This is a genomic window from Vibrio sp. 1151_11 (genome assembly GCF_029478525.1).
In the GTDB taxonomy this organism is placed as follows: domain Bacteria; phylum Pseudomonadota; class Gammaproteobacteria; order Enterobacterales; family Vibrionaceae; genus Vibrio; species Vibrio anguillarum.
In genome coordinates, this window is sequence record NZ_SHMN01000017.1 from 67,743 (window position 1) to 89,484 (window position 21,742).

The 21,742-nt window shown below is 46.3% G+C and carries 23 protein-coding genes; 17 read left to right on the forward strand and 6 right to left on the reverse strand.

What is annotated here, in order from left to right; all coding sequences use genetic code 11:
* Positions 1-88 precede the first annotated feature (88 nt).
* The 3 genes from dnaG to rpsU form a co-directional block, all read right to left on the reverse strand.
* Positions 89-1,831, reverse strand: a complete 1,743-nt coding sequence (gene dnaG / locus EXZ60_RS13070) for a DNA primase (protein WP_277435812.1) — start codon at positions 1,829-1,831, stop codon at positions 89-91.
* 95 nt (positions 1,832-1,926) lie between these two features.
* A complete protein-coding gene (locus EXZ60_RS13075) occupies positions 1,927-2,370 on the reverse strand; it encodes a GatB/YqeY domain-containing protein (protein ID WP_010318215.1) in 444 nt (147 codons plus the stop codon).
* A 29-nt stretch (positions 2,371-2,399) separates the two neighbouring features.
* Positions 2,400-2,615, reverse strand: a complete 216-nt coding sequence (gene rpsU / locus EXZ60_RS13080) for a 30S ribosomal protein S21 (protein ID WP_004396009.1) — start codon at positions 2,613-2,615, stop codon at positions 2,400-2,402.
* Positions 2,616-2,855: 240 nt separating this feature from the next.
* On the opposite strand from rpsU, the gene tsaD reads away from it, so the two are divergent.
* The gene (tsaD, locus tag EXZ60_RS13085; RefSeq protein ID WP_017046706.1) at positions 2,856-3,872 is read left to right on the forward strand and encodes a tRNA (adenosine(37)-N6)-threonylcarbamoyltransferase complex transferase subunit TsaD; all 1,017 of its coding nucleotides are present in this window, start codon (positions 2,856-2,858) and stop codon (positions 3,870-3,872) included.
* Positions 3,873-4,007: 135 nt separating this feature from the next.
* A complete protein-coding gene (locus EXZ60_RS13090; protein WP_094165895.1) occupies positions 4,008-4,856 on the forward strand; it encodes an alpha/beta fold hydrolase in 849 nt (282 codons plus the stop codon).
* Positions 4,857-4,967: 111 nt separating this feature from the next.
* Here the strand turns inward: EXZ60_RS13090 and plsY are convergent, their stop codons facing one another.
* Positions 4,968-5,570, reverse strand: coding sequence for a glycerol-3-phosphate 1-O-acyltransferase PlsY (plsY, locus tag EXZ60_RS13095; protein ID WP_017047525.1), 603 nt, complete (start codon positions 5,568-5,570; stop codon positions 4,968-4,970).
* A 187-nt stretch (positions 5,571-5,757) separates the two neighbouring features.
* Here plsY and folB point away from each other — a divergent pair, with 187 nt between their 5' ends.
* The 11 genes from folB (at position 5,758) to rpoS (ending at position 13,682) form a co-directional block, all read left to right on the forward strand.
* On the forward strand, positions 5,758-6,111 hold the full coding sequence (folB, locus tag EXZ60_RS13100; RefSeq protein WP_017047526.1) for a bifunctional dihydroneopterin aldolase/7,8-dihydroneopterin epimerase: 354 nt from the start codon (positions 5,758-5,760) through the stop codon (positions 6,109-6,111).
* Positions 6,108-6,599: a 2-amino-4-hydroxy-6-hydroxymethyldihydropteridine diphosphokinase gene (folK, locus tag EXZ60_RS13105; protein WP_017047527.1), complete on the forward strand. Its 492-nt coding sequence runs from the start codon at positions 6,108-6,110 to the stop codon at positions 6,597-6,599. Before folB ends, folK begins: the two co-directional genes overlap by 4 nt.
* A 12-nt stretch (positions 6,600-6,611) precedes the next feature.
* Entirely contained in the window at positions 6,612-7,415 is an 804-nt protein-coding gene (locus EXZ60_RS13110) for an undecaprenyl-diphosphate phosphatase (RefSeq protein WP_013857720.1), read from the forward strand.
* Positions 7,416-7,544: 129 nt separating this feature from the next.
* Entirely contained in the window at positions 7,545-7,826 is a 282-nt protein-coding gene (ftsB, locus tag EXZ60_RS13115) for a cell division protein FtsB (protein WP_026028366.1), read from the forward strand.
* Entirely contained in the window at positions 7,827-8,558 is a 732-nt protein-coding gene (gene ispD / locus EXZ60_RS13120; RefSeq protein WP_010320457.1) for a 2-C-methyl-D-erythritol 4-phosphate cytidylyltransferase, read from the forward strand.
* Positions 8,551-9,036 (forward strand): 2-C-methyl-D-erythritol 2,4-cyclodiphosphate synthase, encoded by a 486-nt coding sequence (gene ispF / locus EXZ60_RS13125; protein ID WP_013857718.1) that lies wholly within the window; start codon positions 8,551-8,553, stop codon positions 9,034-9,036. Before ispD ends, ispF begins: the two co-directional genes overlap by 8 nt.
* Positions 9,037-9,187: 151 nt before the next feature.
* Positions 9,188-10,285, forward strand: coding sequence for a tRNA pseudouridine(13) synthase TruD (gene truD / locus EXZ60_RS13130; RefSeq protein ID WP_277435813.1), 1,098 nt, complete (start codon positions 9,188-9,190; stop codon positions 10,283-10,285).
* A gap of 12 nt (positions 10,286-10,297) precedes the next feature.
* The gene (gene surE, locus EXZ60_RS13135; protein ID WP_010320454.1) at positions 10,298-11,044 is read left to right on the forward strand and encodes a 5'/3'-nucleotidase SurE; all 747 of its coding nucleotides are present in this window, start codon (positions 10,298-10,300) and stop codon (positions 11,042-11,044) included.
* Positions 11,044-11,670 (forward strand): protein-L-isoaspartate(D-aspartate) O-methyltransferase, encoded by a 627-nt coding sequence (locus EXZ60_RS13140; RefSeq protein ID WP_094149297.1) that lies wholly within the window; start codon positions 11,044-11,046, stop codon positions 11,668-11,670. Before surE ends, EXZ60_RS13140 begins: the two co-directional genes overlap by 1 nt.
* A 5-nt stretch (positions 11,671-11,675) precedes the next feature.
* The gene (gene nlpD / locus EXZ60_RS13145) at positions 11,676-12,608 is read left to right on the forward strand and encodes a murein hydrolase activator NlpD (RefSeq protein ID WP_026028368.1); all 933 of its coding nucleotides are present in this window, start codon (positions 11,676-11,678) and stop codon (positions 12,606-12,608) included.
* 72 nt (positions 12,609-12,680) lie between these two features.
* Entirely contained in the window at positions 12,681-13,682 is a 1,002-nt protein-coding gene (rpoS, locus tag EXZ60_RS13150; RefSeq protein ID WP_017047531.1) for an RNA polymerase sigma factor RpoS, read from the forward strand.
* Between the two features lie 132 nt (positions 13,683-13,814).
* Here rpoS and mutS read toward each other — a convergent pair whose 3' ends face one another.
* Both mutS and cysM read right to left on the reverse strand, forming a co-directional pair.
* Positions 13,815-16,403 carry a DNA mismatch repair protein MutS gene (gene mutS / locus EXZ60_RS13155; protein ID WP_277435814.1) on the reverse strand — a complete coding sequence of 863 codons (2,589 nt, stop codon included), beginning with the start codon at positions 16,401-16,403 and terminating at the stop codon, positions 13,815-13,817.
* A gap of 246 nt (positions 16,404-16,649) precedes the next feature.
* Complete coding sequence (gene cysM, locus EXZ60_RS13160) at positions 16,650-17,540, reverse strand: cysteine synthase CysM (protein WP_026027976.1); 891 nt, start codon at positions 17,538-17,540, stop codon at positions 16,650-16,652.
* A 212-nt stretch (positions 17,541-17,752) separates the two neighbouring features.
* On the opposite strand from cysM, the gene cysP reads away from it, so the two are divergent.
* The 4 genes from cysP (at position 17,753) to EXZ60_RS13180 (ending at position 21,676) form a co-directional block, all read left to right on the forward strand.
* A complete protein-coding gene (gene cysP / locus EXZ60_RS13165) occupies positions 17,753-18,754 on the forward strand; it encodes a thiosulfate ABC transporter substrate-binding protein CysP (RefSeq protein WP_277435815.1) in 1,002 nt (333 codons plus the stop codon).
* Positions 18,755-18,820: 66 nt separating this feature from the next.
* A complete protein-coding gene (gene cysT, locus EXZ60_RS13170) occupies positions 18,821-19,678 on the forward strand; it encodes a sulfate/thiosulfate ABC transporter permease CysT (RefSeq protein ID WP_017046719.1) in 858 nt (285 codons plus the stop codon).
* Positions 19,679-19,688: 10 nt separating this feature from the next.
* Entirely contained in the window at positions 19,689-20,552 is an 864-nt protein-coding gene (gene cysW / locus EXZ60_RS13175) for a sulfate ABC transporter permease subunit CysW (protein WP_017046720.1), read from the forward strand.
* A complete protein-coding gene (locus tag EXZ60_RS13180; protein ID WP_017043744.1) occupies positions 20,549-21,676 on the forward strand; it encodes a sulfate/molybdate ABC transporter ATP-binding protein in 1,128 nt (375 codons plus the stop codon). The genes cysW and EXZ60_RS13180 overlap by 4 nt, the downstream gene beginning before the upstream one ends.
* The last annotated feature ends 66 nt before the right edge of the window (positions 21,677-21,742 follow it).

The following is a 21,742-nucleotide window of genomic DNA, read 5'->3' on the forward strand; positions in this document are numbered from 1 at the left end:
CAACTTCATATCTGGTGAAGGAATTAGTATGCGAAATGCAAACCACATATACTAACAAATTTATTCATTGCTGACTATTTAAACTAGGTTACGCTTTCAAGTCTTTCATTAAGTCTTGAAGCTCCCGTCTCTGTTCGGCTGATAAACCGACGCTTCTTTCTTTTGCCTGCAGGTTTTCAATTTGCTTTTCGATGCATTGAGCCAATATTTTGTCCAATGAATCTAAAAATAGTTCTTCTTGGTTGTCTTCAACAAGTGGAATTTCCCAACTTGCGAGGCGAGACAGAAGGGTCTCGTTTTTATTACCGCGCCAGTGTTCAAGCAATTGGCCTGTAGTAATATTGGGGTACGCTTGACAATTCTCAAGTACCTCAATTAATAAACTTAAACCGGGTATGGGCAAGGATTGAACGCTGGAAATATCAGGCACCATTTCAGCATAGCTTGGATTTTGAATAAGCAAAGCGATCACTTCACGCATCGGTGTGCGTTTGAGCTCTTTGTGTGGTTGTGAGCGGTGTTTGTCTGATTCTGGCAGTGATGGCTTTTTATAAATCCCAGTTTTTTGCCCTAATATTTTGAGCAATTGCGCTTGTAGAGATGTGTCTGGCACTTTATTAATCAGTGGTAGTGCCAGCGCCTCAAGCGCCGCTTTCCCTTCGTTATTACCGACATCAACTTGTAACAGTAGGTTGGTGAATAGGTATTTGGATAGGGGTTCAGCATCTTGCACTAACTGTTCAAAGGCCGCTTTTCCATGGGTTCTGATGTAGCTATCTGGGTCTTCACCGTCAGGTAAAAACAGAAATTTAAGAATATTGCCACTTTTGAGATAACTCAACGCATTTTCCAGTGCGCGCCACGCCGCTTCTCGCCCTGCTCGGTCACCATCATAGCAACAGACCACCGTATTGGTTTGGCGAAAAAGCAGTTGCAGGTGATCGCCAGTAGTTGAGGTTCCTAGCGAAGCAACCGAGTAGTCCACTCCATATTGCGCCAGTGCCACCACATCCATATAACCTTCAACAACTAATATTTGCGGGGGTTCACGATAGGCTTGCATGACATCGTATAGGCCATACAGCTCTTTACCTTTATGGAAAATGGGGGTTTCTGGGGAGTTCAGGTATTTTGGCGTTCCATCACCCGTAACGCGTCCACCAAAGCCGATCACTCGTCCGCGGCGGTCGCGAATGGGAAACATAATACGTCCACGAAAACGATCGTAGCGGTTGCCTTTGTCATTTTCGATCAACATACCGCCAGTGACGAGCATCTCTTGGCTTTCTTGTTGCTGACCGAAGTTTTTGCGCACTAAATCCCATTCGTCAGCGATATAGCCAATACCAAATTTCTGCACGATTTCGCCAGAAAGACCGCGATCTTTCAGATACTCGATGGCATGACGATTACCCGGAACTTTGAGTTGGTTGCGGTAAAACTGCGCAATGCTGCCCATTAAGTCATAAAGGGTGCGTTTTTCTTCACTATTGGCTTTAGGGGCTGATGAGAAATGGCCACTAGAGCGTTGCTCTCGGGGAACTTCTAGCCCCACAAAAGAAGCCAATTCTTCGATGGCCTCGACGAATTCAAGGCGTTCATATTCCATCATGAAGTCGATGGCGTTGCCATGCACGCCACAACCAAAGCAGTGATAGAACTGTTTTTCTTGGCTTACACTAAATGAGGGCGTTTTTTCATTATGAAATGGGCAGCAAGCACCGTAGTTCTTACCTTTTTTCTTAAGTTTCACACGTGCGTCTATGATGTCGACAATATCAAGTCGAGCAAGGAGATCATCAATAAAACTGCGAGGGATGTGTCCTGCCATAAAACCTAAAAGAAAAGATTAAAACGAATGATTAGATACAAACAAGCCGTGCGCTCCAGAGGATAGCACGGCTTGATGCAATTTGATGCGGGCATTTAAGCGAGTTTAGTTCGAACTAATCCGCTGACTTTACCCATATCTGCACGCCCTTGAATTTGCGGTTTCAAGACAGCCATCACTTTCCCCATGTCTTGCATGCCAGCAGCAGCGGACTGGGTGATCGCATCATCAATTAATGCGCTCACTTCATCATCGCTCAACGGCTGAGGCATAAATGCCTCAAGGATAGTGATTTCTGCTTGCTCTGCATCTGCGAGATCTTGACGATTGGCAGCTTCATATTGAGCGACAGAGTCGCGACGCTGTTTAACCATTTTTACCATCACAGCAAGAATATCGTCGTCGTTCAGAGTGATCTGCTCGTCGACTTCCCGTTGTTTGATCGCGGATAAGGCTAAACGAATAGTGCCAAGGCGTACTTTATCCTTGGCTTTCATCGCTAATTTTTGCTCTTCTTTGAGGATATCAATTAGAGCCATAACTCTCGTTCCTTAATGGAAAAAAGTTATTAGTACAGGCGAACGCGACGTGCGTTTTCGCGAGCTAGCTTCTTAGCGTGACGCTTTTGAGCTGCTGCTTTAGCGCGTTTGCGAACGGTAGTTGGTTTTTCATAGTGCTCACGACGACGCACTTCAGAAAGGATACCTGCTTTTTCGCAAGAGCGCTTGAAACGACGTAATGCAACATCGAACGGTTCGTTTTCACGTACTTTAACTATTGGCATATGCCTTTCACCTCAGGGGTTATTCGTTAACGCTGATATTTTGAGGCTTAAACCACAAGATTTCTTGTCTGTTTGCTCGGTTATCAGCTTGATCAAAAATGGTGCGGAATTTTAATCCGATCGCAATAGCTTTGTAAAGCACTTTGTCGATTATAGTCTGTACAAAATTTGTTTACGGAGCCAAGGCGGGGTAACATGGCGGCCATTTCCAATTGTTGATGAAAGCGTGCTGAGAAAATTATGCGCATTATTGGTATTGAAACCTCGTGTGACGAGACTGGCATCGCCATTTATGACGAAGAGAAAGGCTTACTTTCTCATCAATTGTACAGCCAAGTAAAACTGCACGCCGATTACGGCGGTGTGGTGCCGGAGCTTGCTTCTAGAGACCATGTTAAAAAGACCATTCCACTGATAAAAGCAGCGATGGCTGAAGCGAATTTGACGCCAGCGGATATTGATGGCGTGGCTTACACCGCAGGTCCTGGTTTAGTGGGTGCGCTGCTTGTTGGCGCGACGATTGGCCGTAGTTTGGCTTATGCGTGGAATGTGCCAGCGGTGCCTGTTCACCATATGGAAGGGCACCTTTTAGCTCCGATGCTTGAAGATAATCCGCCTCCGTTTCCGTTTGTGGCCGTACTGGTTTCCGGTGGTCATTCCATGATGGTAGAGGTGAAAGGGATTGGTGAATATAAGATCCTCGGAGAGTCTATTGATGACGCGGCCGGTGAGGCGTTTGATAAAACCGCGAAGCTGATGGGGCTTGATTATCCCGGGGGGCCATTGTTGGCTCGTTTGGCTGAAAAAGGAACGCCAGGGCGTTTTAAGTTTCCGCGTCCGATGACGGATCGACCAGGGTTAGACATGAGTTTCTCTGGTTTAAAAACATTTACAGCCAATACGATTGCAGCTAATGAGAATGATGATCAGACTCGAGCGGATATTGCGTACGCCTTTCAAGAGGCGGTGTGTGGCACTTTAGTGATTAAGTGCAAACGCGCCCTTGAGCAAACTGGCATGAAACGCATTGTTATTGCCGGTGGCGTGAGTGCCAATAAACAGTTACGCGCAGAGCTTGGCGCACTGGCGAAAAAAATTGGTGGTGAAGTGTATTACCCGCGTACTGAGTTTTGTACCGACAACGGTGCAATGATTGCTTATGCGGGTATGCAGCGTTTAAAAAATGGTGAAACAGTCGATTTAGCGGTGCAGGCAACACCTCGCTGGCCGATTGATCAACTTAAACCCATTATTTAGCGGGTGTCGCAACGGTCTCTTTTTAGAGGCCGTTTTGTTCTTTGGTACTTCCGTTTCTGTGGCGTTCTGTATTGATTTTAATTAGCCATTGCTTACATTCTGCTCTGAGCTGTTATCGCTCATATCAATGCTACAATGCCAACCTACTTTACTAATATTGGATTCACAATGAAGACATTTGTTATTGATGATTGCCAGATGCGTTATTTGGATCAAGGGCAAGGTGAAGTGCTTGTTTTCGGTCACAGCTATCTGTGGGATAGCGCAATGTGGGCACCTCAGGTGGAAGCGTTGAGTCAACACTACCGCTGTATCGTGCCTGATTTATGGGCGCATGGTCAGTCAGATTTCGCACCGTCATCCATGAACACACTAAAAGATTATGCTCAGCATATTTTGGCTTTGATGGACCACTTATCGATTGAGCAGTTTTCTATCATTGGTCTTTCTGTAGGTGGAATGTGGGGGGCTGAGTTAGCCGTTCTTGCGCCTGCGCGCGTGAAATCATTAGTGATGATGGATACCTTTGTTGGTCTAGAGCCTGAAGTCAGCCATGCAAAATATTTTGCCATGCTCGATGCGATTGCGGCGATGCAGCAAGTGCCAGCACCGATTGTTGATGCAGTTGTACCGATGTTTTTTGCAAAAGATGGCGAGCAGAAATCTCCGGCATTAGTGGCTGGATTCAAGCAACATTTATCGGCGCTTACTGGTCAACAAGCGGTGGAAGTGGCTCGGTTGGGGAAAATGATCTTCGGTCGTCGTGACATGATTGAAGAGGTGGAGCAATTGAGGTTGCCAGTGTTGATTGCAGCTGGCGCTGAAGATATGCCTCGTCCGCCTCTTGAGGCTTACTTAATGAATGATGCCATTCACGGCAGTGAGTTAGAGGTTATTGCTAATGCTGGACATATCAGTAACTTAGAGCAACCTGAATACGTTACCGCCATGTTGACCCGTTTCTTGAAAAAAGCGCTTAGCTAGTCTTCCCTTATTAGCGGGTCATGCTTAATCAAAAAAGGCTTCGTAAGAGGCCTTTTACTTATTCGTCATTGACGTTATTTGCAAGCGGGTTTATCCATCATCCAAGCTAGCTCAAGAACCAAGCGTTTTTTTCTCACCCACTTTCGGCTCTGTGCCAGCCAATAACCGTTTAATATTTTGGTGATGACGAAACACGATAAGGCAGCACAGCATTGCTACCGGTAAGGTATATTGCGGTTTGATCAACCAAGTGTAGAACGGCGCGAGCAGCACAGTAACCAAAGCCGCTAAGGATGAATAGCGAAATAAAAATGCAACGCTGACCCAAGTCAATATGATAAGTGCGGTGAGATCTAAACCGATCGGTGCGATGGCTCCCAGTGCTGTTGCAACACCTTTTCCGCCTTTAAAATGAAAGAAAATAGGATACATATGGCCAAGGCAAGCGGCGATGGCGACTAGGCCCAATAGAATGGGGTCAATCCCCAAATAGTAGCTGCCCCATACTGGAATAGTACCTTTGAGCATGTCACACAGCAGTACCGCGATGGCGGCTTTTTTTCCACCAATGCGTAATACGTTAGTTGCACCGGGGTTATTTGAGCCCATATTGCGAGGATCGGGCAGGCGTAATAAACGGCAGATCAACACCGCACTTGAGATCGAACCCAGTAAATAGGCAGAAATGATCATTATCAGTGCGAGTGGTGTCATAAGTACCTCTGCAGTGGAAATGCCCTAAAGCAAGTTCACAAGCCATTGTTAACCATGATGAAAAGCAAAAAAATGTTTTGGATTTCGCATCTCGACTCAGTTTGGGTATATGATATCGCGATTAGGCAAAATAGTACGATTTTTTACGTAATTAGGGTATCCGACCTCTAGAGGAAGAGACGCAAAAATGGACAAAGTCTTTATTGAACAGCTGACGGTAATTACGACCATTGGCGTGTATGATTGGGAACAAGAGATTAAGCAGAAGTTGGTGCTCGACATCGAAATGGCGCACGACAATCAACCCGCAGGTAAAAGTGATGATGTGAGCGATGCATTAGACTACGCACAAGTGAGTCAAGCGGTGATCGCACATATTGAAAATGGTCGCTTTTTATTGGTAGAGCGTGTTGCAGAAGAAGTAGCAGAGCTTCTGATGCAGCGTTTTTCCGTTCCTTGGGTTAAAATTCGCTTAGCAAAGCCCGGCGCGGTAGCACAGGCATCCAGTGTTGGCGTTATCATTGAACGAGGCCATGCATGACGACGGTCTATGTTGGCGTCGGTTCTAATATTGAAAGACGCAAACATATCGAAGCGGCCATCGAGGAATTGTCGACCATCGGAAATCATCTACAGATCTCGACCATTTACGAATGTGCATCGGTTGGTTTCAATAGTGCGGCTTTTTATAATTTAGTCGTTGCGCTTGAAACAAGGCTTTCGTTGAGTGATTTCGTGGCGCAACTTCGAGCGATTGAATCTCGATGGGGGCGCGACCCGCAGGCGAAAAAATTTCAAGATCGCACCTTAGATCTCGATATCATCTTGTTTGGTGAAGAAATTTCAGCGCAAGATCCTGAACTGCCACGCAGTGATATCTTTAAATATCCATTTGTCATACAACCACTTTACGATTTGTCACCGGAACGGATCGTTCCCAATGATGGTCGTAGTGTGCGTCAAATATGGCAACAGGCGATCAACTTAGAATCGCTCACCCCTGTCAAACTTTGGTTCGACATTAATTAATAAGAGTCAGTAATGAGTTATTTAGAAGCGTTTTTTTTGGCTTTGATTCAAGGCTTAACCGAATTTTTACCTATCTCCAGCTCCGCCCATTTAATTTTGCCTTCAGCCATTTTAGGCTGGGAAGATCAAGGTCTTGCCTTTGATGTGGCGGTGCATGTCGGCACATTAGCTGCCGTGGTTATCTATTTTAGGAAAGAAGTCGTGACTTTACTGCGCGCTTTTTTTGCCTCGATTTTTAAAGGCGAGCGCAGTAAAGAATCGAAACTGGCATGGATGATCGTACTAGCAACCATTCCTGCCTGTATTTTCGGCTTTTTTATGAAAGATATTGTTGAACTCTACCTACGCAGTGCTTGGGTGATAGCAACCACCACTATTATTTTTGGTCTATTACTGTGGTATGTCGATAAAAACGCGCCATTAGCGGATGATGAATACCAAGCCGATTGGAAAAAATCGCTGATGATTGGTTTGGCACAAGCGGTTGCGGTTATCCCCGGTACCTCTCGCTCAGGAGCGACCATCACTGCGGCGTTGTATCTTGGTTTTACTCGTGAAGCGGCCGCGCGTTTTTCTTTCTTGATGTCGATTCCTATCATTGTTTTGGCGGGTGGCTATTTAGGGTTAAAGCTAGTGACCAGTGGCGAACCTGTGCATTTTGGTTTCTTAACGACGGGTATCCTGACCTCCTTTATCAGTGCTTATATTTGTATCCATTTCTTCTTAAAACTGATTTCTAAAATGGGTATGACTCCGTTTGTCATTTACCGTTTAATTCTGGGTGGCGGCTTATTTGCGTTCCTAATGATGAGTTAAATAAAGGCTTGTGGTATAAATAGCCATCATTTTCGTGCTGTGTTAGAGCGTCACTTTTTTTAAACAGCACGCTTTGTTTATCGTTTACGTTCTCTTTCATAGTGAACGTTTTGAATGGTTATAGATGTGATGCGACTTTTTGCGGTGACATTGGCGTTATTATTCGGTTTATTACAGTACGATTTGTGGCTCGGTAAAAATGGCATTGCTGATTATCGAACCATTGTCGATGAAATTGACGTGCAGCAACAAGTAAACGAAAACCTAACGCTACGAAATTCGGAAATGTTCGTCGAAATTGATGATTTACGACAAGGATTGGACGCGATTGAAGAGCGAGCGCGTCATGAATTAGGAATGATAAAAGCAGGTGAAACTTTCTATCGATTGGTCGGTGAGGATAGTCAATAAATGCCGCACAGTACGCTTTCTCTTACCGCGATTGTACCGGCTGCTGGTGTTGGCAGTCGAATGCAAGCAGATCGTCCGAAACAGTATTTAACCATACACAACAAAACCGTTCTCGAACACACAATAGCGACGCTGCTCGCGCACCCTAATATTGATCGCGTTGTTGTCGCCGTCAGTGACGATGATCCTTACTATTTTGCTCTGCCATTAGCCACTAACCCCAATGTTATTCGCGTCAGCGGTGGTCAAGAGCGAGCCGACTCGGTGCTCTCGGCGCTGCAATATGTTTTAGCTAATTCCCTAGGTGAATGGGTTCTCGTGCATGATGCAGCGCGGCCTTGTCTTACTTTTGCAGATATTGACCGATTGATTACGACGGCTAAAGAGCATCCGGTAGGTGCGATTTTAGCTGCACCCGTTCGAGACACAATGAAGCGTGCTGATGGCGAAAACAACATTGATCATACCGTTGATCGCGTCGCATTATGGCACGCACTCACCCCCCAGATGTTTAGAGCCAAGCCACTTTTTGAGGCTTTGTCGGACGCGTTAGATCAGCAAGTCATCATCACCGATGAAGCATCCGCAATGGAGTGGCAAGGGTTACATCCAGCGTTGGTCGCTGGGCGGGCGGATAATCTAAAAATTACGCAACCCGAAGATCTCGCTTTAGCTGAGTTTTATTTAGGTCGTACTTCTTCACTAGCCGCAATAGGAAATAACCATGATTAGAATTGGCCACGGTTTTGATGTTCATAAATTTGGCGGTGAAGGCCCAGTCATCATTGGGGGAATTGCCGTTCCTTATGAACAAGGCTTAATTGCTCATTCCGATGGTGATGTCGCCTTGCATGCTTTAAGTGATGCGCTGCTTGGCGCGATTGCCGCAGGTGATATTGGCCGCCATTTCCCCGATACCGATGATAAATGGAAAGGGGCAGATAGCCGTGAATTATTGAAAGATGTCTATCGCCGTGTGAAAGCGCAAGGCTACCGTTTAGGAAATGCCGACGTCACCATTATCGCGCAAGCGCCGAAGATGGCGCCGTATATTGAAGCGATGTGCGCTGCCATTGCGCAAGATCTTGAAACGACGCTAGATAATATTAACGTCAAAGCAACCACAACCGAGCGCCTTGGTTTCACTGGGCGCAAAGAAGGTATTGCTTGCGAAGCGGTTGTCTTATTGATCAAATGTACTACAGATTAAATGCACGGTTGATCAAAGCATAATATTGCCTTAATAAAACGACCCAACAAATTGAAGAGGTAATTCACTTACCTCTCCTTCTATGTAAAAACACGTTATTGATGGACTACCGCCAACGAATGGCACGCTCAGTAACGCGCAATAGCGGCTCATGCGTCGCTGTTTTTATTATTACCGCCAACTCGCGTCAGCGACGGATGAAAACATGTCAGATATATTATCTTCATTGGCTTACCTTTGTGGTAAACCAGCCGCTAAAGCCAAAATAAAAGCCAAGCCAGAGCACTTTAAAGTGATTGAAGACTTAGGATTCGAACTGGCAGGAAGTGGTGAACACTTAATGGTTCATATTCGTAAAACTGGTGAAAATACCAGTTTTGTGGTCAATGAATTGGCTAAAGCATGTGGTGTGAAATCAAAAGATGTGAGTTGGGCTGGTCTGAAAGATCGTCATGCGGTTACGCAGCAGTGGCTCAGTGTACATTTACCAAAAGGTGAGACGCCAGATTTCACCGAGTTTTTGGCTCAATATCCGAGCATCGAAATTCTGGAAATTACGCGTCACAATAAAAAGTTGCGCCCCGGTGATTTAGTTGGCAATCATTTTGAAATCACGCTTTCTGAAGTCACCGACACCGCCGAAGTAGTGACGCGATTAGAGCACATTGCCACTCACGGTGTGCCTAATTATTTTGGTAGCCAACGTTTTGGCAATCACGGCAATAACCTCAGTGAAGCGCGTCGCTGGGGAAAAGAGAACGTGCGTTCACGTAACCAAAATCAGCGCAGTTTGTATCTCTCGGCGGCCCGTTCGTGGATTTTCAACCAAATTGTCTCTGCCCGTATCGGGCAAGATAAGTTACATCAATTTATCGAAGGAGATATCGCACTTGAGGGAGAGAAAACGACCTTAGTCACCTTGGCGAATCTTACCGATCTCAATAACAAACTGGCATTGAATGAAGTGCAAATAAGTGCTGCTTTGGCGGGCGATAACGCACTACCGACGCAAGGCGAGGCTTTAGATTTAGAACAAGTTCACCTTGATGCTGAACCTGACTTGATGGCACTGATCCGCAGTAATCGTATGCGTCATGAGCGCCGGGCGCTGATGCTTAAGCCGCAGAATCTTTCTTGGACAGTTGAACAAGACAATGTGACGTTACGTTTTGATTTAGATGCAGGAAGTTTTGCTACCTCAGTCATTCGCGAATTGGTTGAAGAGATAGCGGTTGAACGCGAGTTCTAAGGAAAAAACTCGATGAAGATTTTATTAAGCAATGATGATGGTGTATACGCGCAAGGTTTAAATACCCTAGCACGCGCGCTGGCGGATCTCGCCGAGATCGTGATTGTCGCGCCGGATCGTAATCGGTCAGGAGCCTCCAATTCGCTGACATTAGAGCAGCCGCTTCGTGTGGATCTCATTGCACCCAATACCTATTCAGTGCAAGGCACACCAACCGATTGTGTGCATTTTGCACTCAATGAACTGCTCAAAGATGATCTGCCTGATTTGGTGCTGACAGGCATCAATCATGGTGCGAATTTGGGCGATGACGTGCTCTATTCGGGCACGGTTGCGGCGGCGATGGAAGGGCACTTTCTTGGGGTGCAAGCGATCGCGTTTTCACTGGTCGGGACGGCTAATTTTACTACGGCAGCCCAGATAGCACGCCAGTTGGTCGAACAGCATCTCAATGCCCCGATCCCAACCAATCGATTATTGAATGTGAACGTACCAGATCGTCCATTTGAGGAGTTAGCGGGTATTCAAGTGACGCGTTTAGGTGCTCGCCATCACGCAGAAAGTATGATTAAGCAGAAAGATCCTCGTGGGCATGATATTTATTGGTTAGGTCCTCCGGGTAAAGAGCAAGATGCAGGGCAAGGGACTGATTTCTATGCGATTGAGCATGGCTATGTCTCCTTGACGCCGTTGCAGGTTGATCTCACGGCTCATGAGTCACTGCCAAGTATGGATAACTGGTTGAAGGAAAAAGGGTAATGGCCAATCCACATGCCGACAGATTAATTGAATTTCTGATCGCGAATGGTATCCAAGATCAAACCGTTTTGGATGCCATTCATTGTTTGCCAAGAGAAAGCTTTGTTTCTCAGGCGATGATGCATCAAGCCTATGACAACAATGCCTTGCCGATAGGCCAAGGACAAACGATTTCACAACCTTACATTGTGGCAAAAATGACGCAGCTTTTAGAACTTGAGCCGCAGAGTAAGGTCTTAGAAATTGGCACAGGATCGGGTTATCAAACCGCTGTGCTTGCCCAGTTGGTTGAGCACGTGTATTCGATTGAACGGATCAAGTCATTACAGTGGGGTGCCAAGCGTCGTTTAAAGCAATTGGATATTTATAACGTCTCGACTAAGCATGGTGATGGCTGGTTGGGCTGGGATGCTAAAGCCCCTTTTGATGCGATCATTGTTACGGCGGCGGCCGAATTTGTCCCAAATGCGCTGCTTGATCAGCTTGCGGAAGGTGGCCGTTTAGTGATCCCTGTCGGCAGTAGTGAGCAACAGTTATTGAAAATAGTTCGCCAAGGCGATGATTTTATTTCTAACACCATTGAGATGGTGCGTTTTGTTCCTTTAGTTGCCGGTGATTTAGCTTAGTGATGATGAGTAACCTAAGAAACAGAGTAATAATGGTGCTAATGAGTAGCGTCCTTATCGGATGTGCTGCTCATACTCCTGCACCCGTTTCTGGGCTCAATAAAGACTATAATGCCATTCCTCGTGGTAGTTATCGCGGCAGTTTTTACGAAGTGCAAAAAGGCGATACGCTCTATTTTATATCTTATGTCACAGATAAAAATGTAAACGACTTGATCCGTTTCAATAATTTAAAAAAACCTTACACCATTCATCCCGGTCAAAAACTCAAATTATGGATCCCCAATTACACGCCTCCTGCTTATGGTGGTAATGGTGTAACAGAAGTCATTGTGGCTGCAACCCCTTCGAGCACAATGGCTGGCTTAGTTTCCCCCCCAATGGTTGTAGACGGAGTGAGTAAAAACTCTAATCAAAATAGTGGATCTAATGCCGCAAGTTCTTCGACCAAAGTCGCAAAGAAAGATCCTCCTAAGGTAGTTGAACAATCGAAATCAAAAGAGTATGTTGATTCAAAAGGTAAGCAAAATGTTAATGCTAATGTAACCTTTGCTAAACCAAAAGATGATAAAGTTTCAAAATGGTTATGGCCGACACAAGGGAGAATAATTAAAAACTTTTCAGCAGGCGATCAAGGAAATAAAGGGATCGATATCGCAGGACAGCGTGGTCAATCCATTTTATCAACTGCTGCAGGAACCGTTGTCTATTCGGGAAATGCATTAAGAGGTTACGGCAATCTTGTGATTGTTAAACATAATGATAACTACCTCAGTGCTTATGCTCATAACGATCGGTTACTGGTAAAAGAAGGACAAAGTGTTAAAGCTGGCCAAAAAATAGCAACCATGGGTAGCTCAGGAACCAGTAGTGTTCGTTTACACTTTGAAATTCGTTATCAAGGTAAGTCGGTGAATCCAAAACGCTACTTACCGTAAACATACTTGAAAGAGTCATGTAGCGACATTAGAAAGTAGTAATGTCTTGCTAGCTCGCCAGGGGGAGGCGCTATGAGTATCAGCAATGCAGTAACGAAAGTCGAAGAGTTTGAAGACCAAGAGATCATGGATTCGATTGAGGTTGATGAAGAACTCACCACCACTAAAAGCCAAAGCGATGACGATGTTCAAATCGAAGATGCCAAAGAAGGGTTTGATGCGTCAACAAAAAGCTTAGATGCAACACAGATGTATCTTAGCGAGATTGGTTTTTCTCCATTATTAACAGCTCAAGAAGAAGTACTTTATGCTCGTCGTTCACTGAGAGGCGATGAAGCTGCTCGTAAACGCATGATCGAAAGTAACTTACGTTTGGTCGTTAAAATTTCTCGCCGTTATGGTAATCGTGGCTTAGCTTTACTCGATCTAATTGAAGAAGGTAATTTAGGCTTGATCCGTGCGGTAGAAAAATTTGATCCAGAACGTGGCTTTAGATTCTCAACCTATGCTACTTGGTGGATCCGTCAAACCATTGAACGTGCATTAATGAACCAAACGCGCACTATCCGTTTGCCAATTCACGTCGTTAAAGAGTTGAATATCTACCTTCGTACGGCTCGCGAGCTATCGCAGAAGTTAGATCATGAACCTACCGCAGAAGAAATTGCGTTCCAACTGGATAAGCCAGTAGAAGATGTCAGTAAAATGCTGCGTCTTAACGAGCGTATCAGTTCTGTTGATACACCGATTGGCGGCGATGGTGATAAAGCACTACTCGATATCATCCCAGATGCGAACAACTCTGATCCTGAAATTTCTACGCAAGATGATGATATCCGTGAATCACTACTGAATTGGTTAGATGAACTAAACCCAAAACAAAAAGAGGTACTTGCACGCCGTTTTGGACTATTAGGTTATGAACCGTCCACCTTAGAAGAGGTAGGGCGCGAAATTAACTTAACTCGTGAACGAGTTCGTCAAATTCAAGTGGAAGGCCTACGTCGTTTGAGAGAGATCTTGGTTAAACAAGGCTTGAACATGGAAGCGCTGTTTAATGTTGAATACGACTAAAGGTTGGTTCAACAAGACCTTGATTCATAAAACCATTGATTTATAAAACCGTTGATTTATAAAACTATTGCATAAAAGCACAAAAGGCACCGACTTAAAATCGATGCCTTTTTTATTTTTAATATCAGATTGTTACATTAGTTTCTTCAAGCGATAAAGTGCTTCTAACGCTTGGCGAGGCGTTAGATCGTCAGGATCAATAGCTGCTAATGCCTGTTCGACTTCGCTTGGGTCTGGGATCAAACTGAGTTGATTAGCAATATCTACAGTTGAGCTTTTACTGCTATTAGGTTGTTGCTGGCTTAGTAATTCAAGCTGCGACAGTTTAGCGCGCGCGTTTTTGATCACTGTTTTAGGCACGCCAGCAAGACCTGCCACTGCTAGGCCGTAAGATTTACTTGCCGCTCCTTCTTGAACCGCATGCATAAAGGCAATGCTATCGCCATGTTCCACGGCATCTAAATGCACGTTGGCTAAGTGAGGTAGCTGGTTTGGCAGCTCGGTCAGTTCAAAATAATGAGTGGCAAATAGCGTTAGCGCGCCAATTTGGCTTGCGAGCCATTGTGCACTTGCCCAAGCCAATGATAACCCATCATAGGTACTGGTGCCGCGGCCAATTTCATCCATCAATACCAAGCTATTTTGTGTCGCATTATGCAAAATGTTGGCAGTTTCGGTCATTTCAACCATGAAAGTAGAGCGACCAGAGGCGAGATCGTCCGATGCACCAATGCGGGTGAAGATGCGGTCAATCGAACCGATGTGTGCTGCTTCTGCTGGCACATAGCAACCGATATGCGCTAATAAAGTAATCAATGCAGTTTGGCGCATGTAGGTCGATTTACCGCCCATGTTAGGCCCGGTAATGATCAACATTTTTCGTTGCGGATTGAGCTCAATTGGGTTGGCAATGAAGGGTTCATTCATCACTTGCTCAACGACAGGGTGACGGCCAGCTTGGATATGGATCGCTGGCTCTTTACTTAAGGTCGGGCGACAGTAATCTAAGCTTTCAGCGCGCTCGGCAAGGTTTTGCAACACATCGAGCTGCGATAGCGAAGATGCAAGGTTTTGCATCTGCTCTAAATGAGGCAACAATAAGTCAAATAACTCTTCCCAAAGCTGCTTTTCCACTGCCAGTGCTTTTGATTTCGAGTTGAGCACTTTATCTTCATGCGCTTTTAGCTCGGCAATAATATAACGCTCGGCATTTTTCAGCGTTTGGCGGCGTACATAGTGGGGAGGAACAAGGTGACTCTGGCCACGGCTGACTTGAATGTAGAAACCGTGAATCGCGTTGTAGCCGACTTTTAGCGTATCAATGCCGTGACGTTCGCGCTCTTCAGCTTCTAATTTATTCAAGTATTCGGTTGCGCCGTTGGCTAAATCACGCCATTCATCCAGTTCGGCGCTGTAGCCATCGGCAATCACGCCACCATCACGAATCACAACTGGTGGGTTGTCTTTGATTGCTCGCTCAAGCAGTGTGCACAGCTCATCCAATGGCTGTACATGATGAGTTAACTGAACTAAGTGGGGTTGCGATAAGGGTTGCAGTATTTCACTGAGCTGCGGCAATTGCTGCATCGCATGTCGCAGGCGTGCTAAGTCTCTTGGGCGAGCGGAACGCAATGCCAAACGAGCAAGAATACGTTCAATATCGCCAATCTGTTTCAGCACAGGTTGTAATTCACTAAACAGAGCAAGCTGTTTCAACTCGCCGATCGCATCAAGGCGTTGATTCAGCGTATCAATACAGCGCATCGGTTGGTGTAACCAGCGTTTGAGCATGCGGCTGCCCATTGGGGTGGCGCAATGATCGAGCACTTCCGCTAAGGTGTTATCAAAGCCACCGGACAAGTTCTGCGTGATCTCTAAATTACGGCGCGTGGCGGCATCTAAGATCACTGAGTGATCTTGGCGATCAAACGTCAGTGAACGAATATGAGGCAGTGCAGTGCGCTGCGTATCTTTCACGTATTGAATCAAGCAGCCAGCGGCGCATAAGCCCAGTTTAGCCTGTTCTACGCCAAAACCGACCAAATCACGCGTACCAAATTGTTGGTTCAACTGCTGTTTTGCTGTCTCTAACTCAAATTCCCAAATAGGGCGGCGACGGTTTCCTTTGCGGTTGCCCATTAAAGTGACTGGCGTGAAATCTTCAGGGAAGAGCAGTTCGCGTGGTGCGGTGCGTTGCAGTTCGGCGGCCATCGCCTCTTCGGTTTCTGGCTCACTCAGTTGGAAGCGCCCTGAAGTGATGTCTAAGGTTGCGTAGCCAAAGCGACCATCGTGGTGGTAGATGGCAGCAATTAAGTTATCGACTCGCTCAGAGAGCAAGGCTTCATCCGTGACCGTACCGGGCGTGATAATCCGCACCACTTTACGCTCAACGGGGCCTTTGCTGGTGGCAGGATCGCCAATTTGTTCACAAATCGCGACGGATTCGCCCTGCTGTACCAATTTCGCTAAGTAACCTTCCACGGCGTGATAGGGAACGCCCGCCATTGGAATAGGCTCACCCGCAGAAGCACCGCGTTTGGTGAGTGATATTTCCAGCAATTGCGATGCGCGTTTAGCGTCATCGTAAAACAGCTCGTAGAAATCGCCCATCCGATAAAAGAGCAGAATATCGGGGTTTTCGGCTTTCAATTGCAGATATTGCCGCATCATCGGGGTGTGCTGTGGTGAAGACTCGGCGGAAGATGCGCTGGATTTGCTCATGTTATTCGTCACTCGATTATCAATGGCTGACTGTGAAAATGACCACCCTACAGGAATGGCAGCGGCCTTAGCTCTGACATGAGTTAGAAAGAATCGTCAGAACATGCATTTAATTAAATAGTTGGAGAGGATAACAAACTTCGCTATTGCTGAGCAATCAAGGGATGCTGATGTGGAAGCAAAGCCAAGGGCTAAAGAGTGATGAGCGCGTCAGCACTGATTAGCCCGTTGGGGTGGAGATTTGATCTAAGAAAAAAGACCGGATGAGAGATAACGATCGCCTCGATCGCAAATGATGGCGACGACCACCGCTCCTGGATTTTGTTGCGCGATTTGTAACGCAGCGAAAACGGCGCCTCCAGAGCTGACGCCAGCGCAAATGCCTTCTTGGGTTGCCAAAGCACGAGCCGTATTGATGGCATCTTGCTCTTCGATATCGAGTACCACATCAACACGTGATGATTCAAAAATACCGGGTAAATAAGCTTGAGGCCAGCGGCGAATGCCCGGAATTGCACTGCCTTCTGCTGGTTGTAAACCGACAATGCTTATCTCTGGATTTTGCGTTTTTAGATAGCGAGAAGTGCCCATGATGGTGCCCGTTGTGCCCATACTTGAGACAAAGTGGGTGATTTCCCCGTGGCTTTGTTGCCAAATTTCTGGGCCAGTAGAATCGAAATGAGCTTGCGGGTTGTCGGGGTTATTGAATTGATCGAGTACTTTTCCTTTACCTTCACTTTGCATTTTTAATGCTAAATCGCGCGCTCCTTCCATGCCTTGCTCTTTGCTGACTAAAATGAGCTCACAACCATACGCTTTCATCGCGTCTTTACGCTCTTGGGTGGCATTATCTGGCATGATTAAAATCATTTTGTAGCCTTTGATGGCGGCCGCCATTGCCAGCGCAATACCCGTGTTGCCGCTGGTCGCTTCAATGATGGTATCGCCCGGTTGGAGCTCTTGGCGACGCTCTGCTTGCACTATCATATTGAGCGCTGGGCGATCTTTGACTGAACCTGCTGGGTTATTGCCTTCTAGCTTGACCAATACGGTGCTTGAGGTGTGAGCCGCCAGTCGCTGCAAGCGAACTAAAGGCGTTTGCCCGACATATGCTTCAATCGTTGGAAAGTCCGCCATCATGTTGTCCTTAATTTTTTAGTCGGAAGAGTAAGATGACGTATCCACCTTACCGAACACTACTATAAAGTCGTGCTGGTAATTGGCATACAATTTATTGCTAGAGTTTATTCCAAAAAGTTCTAGTTATCCTCTTTGTTATAATTCATTTTCCTCATACTCTAATTGCCAAGGACGCCATTTTGGCCGTAGTGATTAGGGAGTAGCAATATATGAAGTTCATCAAGTCAGCCTTAGCCAGCTTATTAGCCGTAGGATCGTTGAATGTTTCGGCCGCGGATCAAACCATTCTCAACTCATCGTACGACATCGCTCGCGAGCTGTTTGCTTCTTATAACCCAGTGTTTGAAAAACACTGGCAACAAAAGACAGGCCAAACAGTGGAGATCAAACAGTCGCACGGTGGGTCATCTGCGCAAGCTCGCTCAATTTTGCAGGGGTTAGCCGCCGATGTAGTGACATTCAATCAGGTAACGGATGTTCAGGCGCTGCACGATCGCGGCAAGCTTATCGATGCTAATTGGCAAGAAAAATTGCCCAATGCAAGCTCACCTTACTATTCCACGACCGCATTTTTAGTGCGCAAGGGGAATCCAAAAAATATTCAAGATTGGGGCGATCTCGCTAAAGCTGATGTGGCTTCTGTATTCCCCAATCCTAAAACCTCAGGTAATGCACGTTATACCTATTTGGCCGCGGTCGGTTATGCACAAAAGACTTTTGGCAAAGAAAACCAAGCCGAGCAGGATCAATTCCTCAAACAATTTTTATCTAATGTAGCGGTATTTGATACTGGCGGCCGTGGTGCGACTACTTCGTTTGTTGAACGTGGCATTGGCGATGTGCTGATTACGTTTGAATCTGAAGTGAACAATATTCGTCAGCAGTATGGCGTGGATGAATATCAAGTAGTGGTGCCTAAGACCTCTATCTTGGCCGAGTTTCCCGTGGCCGTGGTGGAAAAAAATGCCAAGCGTAAAGGCACGCTTGAGGTAGCCAACGAATATCTTGCTTATCTGTACAGTGAAGAAGCGCAACGTTTGCTGGCTGGGTTTAATTACCGCGTTCATGATGAAAAAGTGAACGCAGAATTTGCTGATTGCTTCCCTGAAGTTGAATTGCTAACAGTTGAGAGCATTGCTGGCGGGTGGGAAAGTGCCATGAAACTTCATTTTGCCAATGGCGCGAAGCTTGACCAACTTCAACGTCGTTAATTCGTCATCGCCACCTGCGCTGAGTGTGGGTGGTTTTCTTACGCATCCGTTTTGTTTCGAGGGTTTATGAGCCATTCCTTCACCGCTTCTTTATCTCGCCCACGCCATAAAAGGGTGCTACCCGGATTTGGTATTAGCCTCGGTACTTCGCTGTTTTTTGTCAGCTTAGTGCTGCTATTGCCCGCCAGTGGTTTGATTATGCAGACGAGCCAAATGTCGCTCACCGAGTATTGGCAGGTGGTGGCGGACCCTCGTGTACTGGCCAGTTACAAAGTAACGGTGGGCGCGGCACTCATCGCCTCATTGTTTAATGGCTTGCTAGGATTATTGCTCGCTTGGGTGCTGGTTCGTTATGATTTTTATGGCAAACGTATTCTTGATGCTTTAGTCGATTTACCGTTTGCTTTGCCTACCGCCGTTGCAGGCATCACGTTGGCGACGCTTTACTCATCCAATGGCTGGGTGGGCAGCGTACTTGGCGAGCTTGGAATTAAAGTGGCTTATACCCCCTTGGGGATTGTTGTCGCGATGGCGTTTACCAGTATTCCGTTTGTGGTGCGCACGGTACAACCCGTCTTGGAGGAGATCTCCAAAGAAGAGGAAGAAGCGGGTATGACGTTAGGCGCATCAGACAGCGCCGTATTTTGGAAAGTGATCATGCCTTCGATTCGTCCAGCACTATTGGTTGGTATTGCACTCTCATTTACGCGTAGCTTGGGCGAGTTTGGTGCAGTGATTTTCATTGCGGGCAATATGCCTTACGTCAGTGAAATTACCTCATTAATGATTTTTGTACGCTTACAAGAATTTGATTTTCCGGCGGCGAGTGCCATTGCCTCGGTAGTATTGATGGCATCGTTATCGCTGCTACTACTGATCAATCTATGGCAAGGCGCATACCTGCGTCGAATTCATGGACGTTAAGGAACCGATGATGAAAGCACATCAACCGTTACGAGTCGGAGAAGCACCTTGGGTGAAGTGGAGTTTGATTGGCTTTGCGCTGTTTTGGGTTGCATTGTTGCTGATTATCCCGCTAGTGAGCATTTTCAAACAAGCCTTTGCCAGTGGTTTATCGACTTATATTAGTCATTTAATTGAACCCGATACGCGTCATGCCATTGGTTTAACACTGTTAGTTGCGCTACTCACGGTGCCAATTAACTTAGTGTTTGGCGTGTTATTGGCTTGGGCTGTGACTCGTTTTGAATTTCCGGGTAGAAAAATATTAACCACTTTAATTGATATTCCGTTTGCCGTATCACCGGTTGTTGCAGGCCTTCTGTATTTACTGCTTTACGGCAGCAGCGGCTGGTTAGGTGAGTGGTTGTTTGAGCGCGATCTGCAAGTGATGTTTGCTTGGCCGGGAATTTTATTGGTCACGGTTTTTGTGACTTGCCCGTTTGTCGCGCGTGAGCTGATCCCGCTGATGCAGCAGCAAGGCCGATCGGATGAAGAAGCGGCGGTTATTTTGGGGGCATCTTGGTGGCAACTGTTTCGTCGCGTCACCTTACCAAATATAAAGTGGGCACTGATTTACGGTGTCATCTTAACCAATGCGCGTGCCATTGGTGAATTTGGCGCAGTAGCGGTTGTGTCGGGCAATATTCGTGGTGAAACCAATACCTTACCACTACACGTGCAGCTACTGTATGAAGATTATCAATCGGAAGCGGCGTTTGCTAGCGCCTCGCTATTGGCTTTCATTGCATTATTAACCCTAGTTTTTAAAGCTTATGTTGAATGGCGTCAACACAACAATCAGACAAAAACGAACAGAGAGCAAGAGACGGTATGAGTATACGTTTAGACAACATTTCCAAACAATTTGGTCAATTTCAAGCGCTCTCTCCGCTCTCGTTACAGATTGATGATGGCGAGATGATTGGCTTACTTGGTCCTTCAGGCTCAGGCAAAACCACTTTGTTGCGCATTATTGCCGGCCTTGAAGGTGCTGATAGCGGAACGATTCATTTTAGAGATCGCGATGTGACTCATGTCCACGTTCGCGAGCGCCGAGTTGGCTTTGTGTTTCAAAACTACGCACTTTTTCGTCATATGACGGTGGCTGACAATGTCGCGTTTGGTTTGCAAGTGATGGATCGCCGTCATAGACCAGCGGCGGCGGAAATCACCAAAAGAGTCAAACAGCTATTGGATATTGTGCAACTTGGCCATTTAGCTGAGCGCTATCCTGAACAACTGTCCGGCGGGCAAAAGCAGCGCATCGCCTTGGCTCGCGCTCTTGCAACAAAGCCGGAAGTGCTACTGCTGGATGAGCCTTTTGGCGCACTGGATGCCAAAGTGCGTAAAGAATTGCGCCGCTGGTTGCGCAGCTTGCACGAAGAGCTCGGTTTTACGAGCGTATTTGTCACCCACGATCAAGATGAAGCACTTGAACTCTCTGATCGCGTGGTCGTGATGAGCAATGGCCGCATCGAACAGATCGACTCGCCAGTGCAGCTTTATGCTCAACCGAACAGTCGCTTTGTCTTTGATTTTTTTGGCAATGTGAATGTCTTCCAAGCCAACTGGAATAACGAGCAGTGGGTCAATGGTCAATCGTTTATCTTACCGCCGAAAGATCACGCGATTAATCAATCAGGGAAGTTGTATGTGCGCAGCCATGAGTTGAGCCTATCGAACAAACAAAATAGCCAAGCTTCATTGCCTTTTGAAGTGGTCTCTGTCAATCCTGTTGGCGCGGAAGTGCGAGTGGAACTCGCGCCAGTCGGCTGGGAGAGTGAGCAATTATGGGAAGCAAAATTAACCCATAGAGCATTGAGTGAACAACCACTCACACGAGGCGACAAAACCTTTGCTACACCACAAGTGGGCTACTTTTTTGGTGGGGAGAGCAGCACTCCGCACACCATTCGTTGGCCATTCTTAGACGCAGATAGTTTAATGTTTGAGATCTAAATACAACGGACGAACGATTCAGAATGGGTACGCTTGCGTGCCCATTCTGTTTTCTGGAGATTCAAT

Bases quoted from the DNA above. Each gene is read 5' to 3' on its own strand.
- EXZ60_RS13180 (WP_017043744.1), top strand. From the start codon at position 20,549: ATGAGTATACGTTTAGACAACATTTCCAAACAATTTGGTCAATTTCAA.
- surE (WP_010320454.1), top strand. From the start codon at position 10,298: ATGAAGATTTTATTAAGCAATGATGATGGTGTATACGCGCAAGGTTTA.
- rpsU (WP_004396009.1), bottom strand. From the start codon at position 2,615: ATGCCAATAGTTAAAGTACGTGAAAACGAACCGTTCGATGTTGCATTA.
- cysT (WP_017046719.1), top strand. From the start codon at position 18,821: ATGAGCCATTCCTTCACCGCTTCTTTATCTCGCCCACGCCATAAAAGG.
- EXZ60_RS13090 (WP_094165895.1), top strand. From the start codon at position 4,008: ATGCCAACCTACTTTACTAATATTGGATTCACAATGAAGACATTTGTT.
- rpoS (WP_017047531.1), top strand. From the start codon at position 12,681: ATGAGTATCAGCAATGCAGTAACGAAAGTCGAAGAGTTTGAAGACCAA.
- plsY (WP_017047525.1), bottom strand. From the start codon at position 5,570: ATGACACCACTCGCACTGATAATGATCATTTCTGCCTATTTACTGGGT.
- tsaD (WP_017046706.1), top strand. From the start codon at position 2,856: ATGCGCATTATTGGTATTGAAACCTCGTGTGACGAGACTGGCATCGCC.
- folB (WP_017047526.1), top strand. From the start codon at position 5,758: ATGGACAAAGTCTTTATTGAACAGCTGACGGTAATTACGACCATTGGC.
- nlpD (WP_026028368.1), top strand. From the start codon at position 11,676: ATGAGTAACCTAAGAAACAGAGTAATAATGGTGCTAATGAGTAGCGTC.
- cysP (WP_277435815.1), top strand. From the start codon at position 17,753: ATGAAGTTCATCAAGTCAGCCTTAGCCAGCTTATTAGCCGTAGGATCG.
- cysM (WP_026027976.1), bottom strand. From the start codon at position 17,540: ATGGCGGACTTTCCAACGATTGAAGCATATGTCGGGCAAACGCCTTTA.
- truD (WP_277435813.1), top strand. From the start codon at position 9,188: ATGCGTCGCTGTTTTTATTATTACCGCCAACTCGCGTCAGCGACGGAT.
- ispF (WP_013857718.1), top strand. From the start codon at position 8,551: ATGATTAGAATTGGCCACGGTTTTGATGTTCATAAATTTGGCGGTGAA.
- EXZ60_RS13140 (WP_094149297.1), top strand. From the start codon at position 11,044: ATGGCCAATCCACATGCCGACAGATTAATTGAATTTCTGATCGCGAAT.
- folK (WP_017047527.1), top strand. From the start codon at position 6,108: ATGACGACGGTCTATGTTGGCGTCGGTTCTAATATTGAAAGACGCAAA.
- ftsB (WP_026028366.1), top strand. From the start codon at position 7,545: ATGCGACTTTTTGCGGTGACATTGGCGTTATTATTCGGTTTATTACAG.
- dnaG (WP_277435812.1), bottom strand. From the start codon at position 1,831: ATGGCAGGACACATCCCTCGCAGTTTTATTGATGATCTCCTTGCTCGA.
- mutS (WP_277435814.1), bottom strand. From the start codon at position 16,403: ATGAGCAAATCCAGCGCATCTTCCGCCGAGTCTTCACCACAGCACACC.
- EXZ60_RS13110 (WP_013857720.1), top strand. From the start codon at position 6,612: ATGAGTTATTTAGAAGCGTTTTTTTTGGCTTTGATTCAAGGCTTAACC.
- ispD (WP_010320457.1), top strand. From the start codon at position 7,827: ATGCCGCACAGTACGCTTTCTCTTACCGCGATTGTACCGGCTGCTGGT.
- cysW (WP_017046720.1), top strand. From the start codon at position 19,689: ATGAAAGCACATCAACCGTTACGAGTCGGAGAAGCACCTTGGGTGAAG.
- EXZ60_RS13075 (WP_010318215.1), bottom strand. From the start codon at position 2,370: ATGGCTCTAATTGATATCCTCAAAGAAGAGCAAAAATTAGCGATGAAA.